Genomic DNA, 2,100 nt, shown 5'->3' with positions numbered 1-2,100 from the left:
GCGTCCGCGGCTTCGGGAGCGGCCGGTTCGACGGCCGCGGGTTCGGCGGCGCCCGGTTCGGCGGCGCCCGGTTCGGCGGCGGGATCGCCCTCCCCCTCCGGCCCGCCGGTGAAGGTGTCGGCGAGGTCGTGCAAGGTGCCGCGCAGGGCGGCGAAGGCGGCGGGGCTGAGGCCGCTGTCGCAGGTGACTTCCTGCTGGATGCGGCCGAGGTCGCGGCGCAGGGTGCGGCCGGCGGCGGTGAGGCTGATTTCCACCACCCGCTCGTCGGTCGCGCTGCGCCGGCGGGCGACAAGGCCGGCGGTCTCCAGCCGCTTGAGCAGCGGCGTGAGGGTGGCGGCGTCGAGTTGCAGCAGCCGCGCCAGGCTGGTCACGCTCAGCAGCGGCCGTTCCATCAGCGCGAGCAGCACGAGATACTGCGGATAGGTCAGGCCGATGGCCGAGAGACGCGTCCGATAGGCCCGGGTCATCGCATGCGTCGCCGCATACAGGGCAAAGCAGAGCTGATTTTCCAGGCGCAGCGCGTCGTTTATTGAGCCTTCGGCCATGGGGCATCCGTTTCGGCCCGCCGTTCGGGGGCCGGGTTATCCCTCATACTGTGAGGTAAGTCGCCGCATTGCAAGAAAGGGCGCGGGTGGGTGCCCGTCCGGATGCGCCGCCGGCACGCGCCGCCCCGACCCGCCGCTCCGGATCAGCGCGCCGTCCAGCCGCCGTCCACCACCAGGCTCTGGCCGGTCATGAAGGCCGAGGCGTCGGAGGCGAGGAAGACGACGGCGCCGGCCATGTCGCGGGGCTGCGCGTAGCGGCTCTGCGGCACCTGCGCCAGCAACTGGGCGGAGAGTTCCTCGTGGCCCACCAGGCCGGCGGTAAGGTCGGTCTCCACATAGCCGGGGGCGAGGCTGTTCACCCGCACGCCCTTCGGCGCCCAGTCGAGGGCGAGCGCCTTGGTCAGCAGCTCCGCCCCGCCCTTGGCCGCGCAGTACGGCACCGATTTCAGCAGCCCGACATGGCCGGCGATGGAGGTCACGTTGATGATCGACCCGGCGCCGGCCGCCGCCATCTCCCCGCCCAGGTATTTGCAGCACAGGAAGATGCCGGTGAGGTTGGTCGTGCAGATGCGATTGAAGTCGTCGAGGCTGGTCTTCTCGATGCCGCGATAGATCGGGTTGATGCCGGCGTTGTTGACGAGGATGTCGATGCGCCCCTGCGCCGTCATCACCGCGTCGCGCAGCGCGATCACGTCCGGCTCGTGGCCGACATCGGCGCGCTGTGCCTCCACCGCGAGGCCGCGGGCGCGCATCTCGGCCGCCGCCGCCTCCACCGTCGCGAGCGTGCGGCCGCAGATGACGACGAGGGCGCCCTGTTCGGCCAGCGCCTCCGCCATCGCCCGCCCGATGCCGCGGCCGCCGCCGGTGACGATCGCGACCTTGCCGGTCAGGTCGAACAGGCTGGCGGCGGTGGGGTTGGCCGCCTCGATGATCTCGGGCGGCAGGTCGGGCGTCTCGTCGGTGGCTTGCATGCGTATGGGTCCGGTGCTGCTCGGAACGTCGCCCTAGAACGTGCGTCCGTGGACGATGTCGCGGGTGAACTCCAGCAGGCCGGTGCCGCGTTCGGAGAGCCCGGCATAGCGGGGATCGTCGGTCTCGCCGGTGCGGAAGCGGTGGCCGAGCTGGAGGAAGATGATGCTCGTCTTGTACATGGCCAGCACGCGGTGGAAGCGGAAATCCGACACGTCGCGGCCGGTGAGCGCGGCATAGCGGGCGACCGCCGTCGCGCGGTCCGGGAAGCCCGGGGCAAGCGTCGGCATCTGGCCGAGGTCGCGCATCGCCGGCGGGTCGTCCGGCTGCGCCCAGTAGGACATCAGCGTCGCGAGGTCGAACAGCGGGTCGCCGCGCGTGCCCTGGTCCCAGTCCACCACCGCGACGGCGGAGAGGTCGTCGGGCGAGAGGATCATGTTGTCGAGCTTGAAGTCGTTGTGCAGCAGCGCGGGCGCCCCGTCCGGCACGATTGCGCGGTCGAGCCAGGCGCCGATCTCGTCGAGCAGGCCGGCGCAGGCGTCATAGGCGACGGCGGCGCCGCGCTTGCGCCAGCCGGCGACGGCGC

General features: G+C 71.9%; 3 protein-coding genes. All 3 read right to left on the bottom strand.

Annotated features, from left to right (window positions below; translation table 11 throughout):
• Positions 1–545 (bottom strand): MarR family winged helix-turn-helix transcriptional regulator (locus B8460_RS18590; protein WP_084623907.1); only part of this gene is annotated, 545 nt, incomplete at its 3' end.
• A gap of 143 nt (positions 546–688) precedes the next feature.
• Positions 689–1,516, bottom strand: a complete 828-nt coding sequence (locus B8460_RS18585) for an SDR family NAD(P)-dependent oxidoreductase (protein ID WP_084623905.1) — start codon at positions 1,514–1,516, stop codon at positions 689–691.
• Positions 1,517–1,549: 33 nt separating this feature from the next.
• Positions 1,550–2,100 (bottom strand): phosphotransferase (locus B8460_RS18580; RefSeq protein ID WP_148360702.1); only part of this gene is annotated, 551 nt, incomplete at its 5' end.

The organism is Acidisphaera rubrifaciens HS-AP3, from assembly GCF_000964365.1.
Taxonomy (GTDB): domain Bacteria; phylum Pseudomonadota; class Alphaproteobacteria; order Acetobacterales; family Acetobacteraceae; genus Acidisphaera; species Acidisphaera rubrifaciens.
This window is presented reverse-complemented; position numbering and strand designations above follow the sequence as displayed.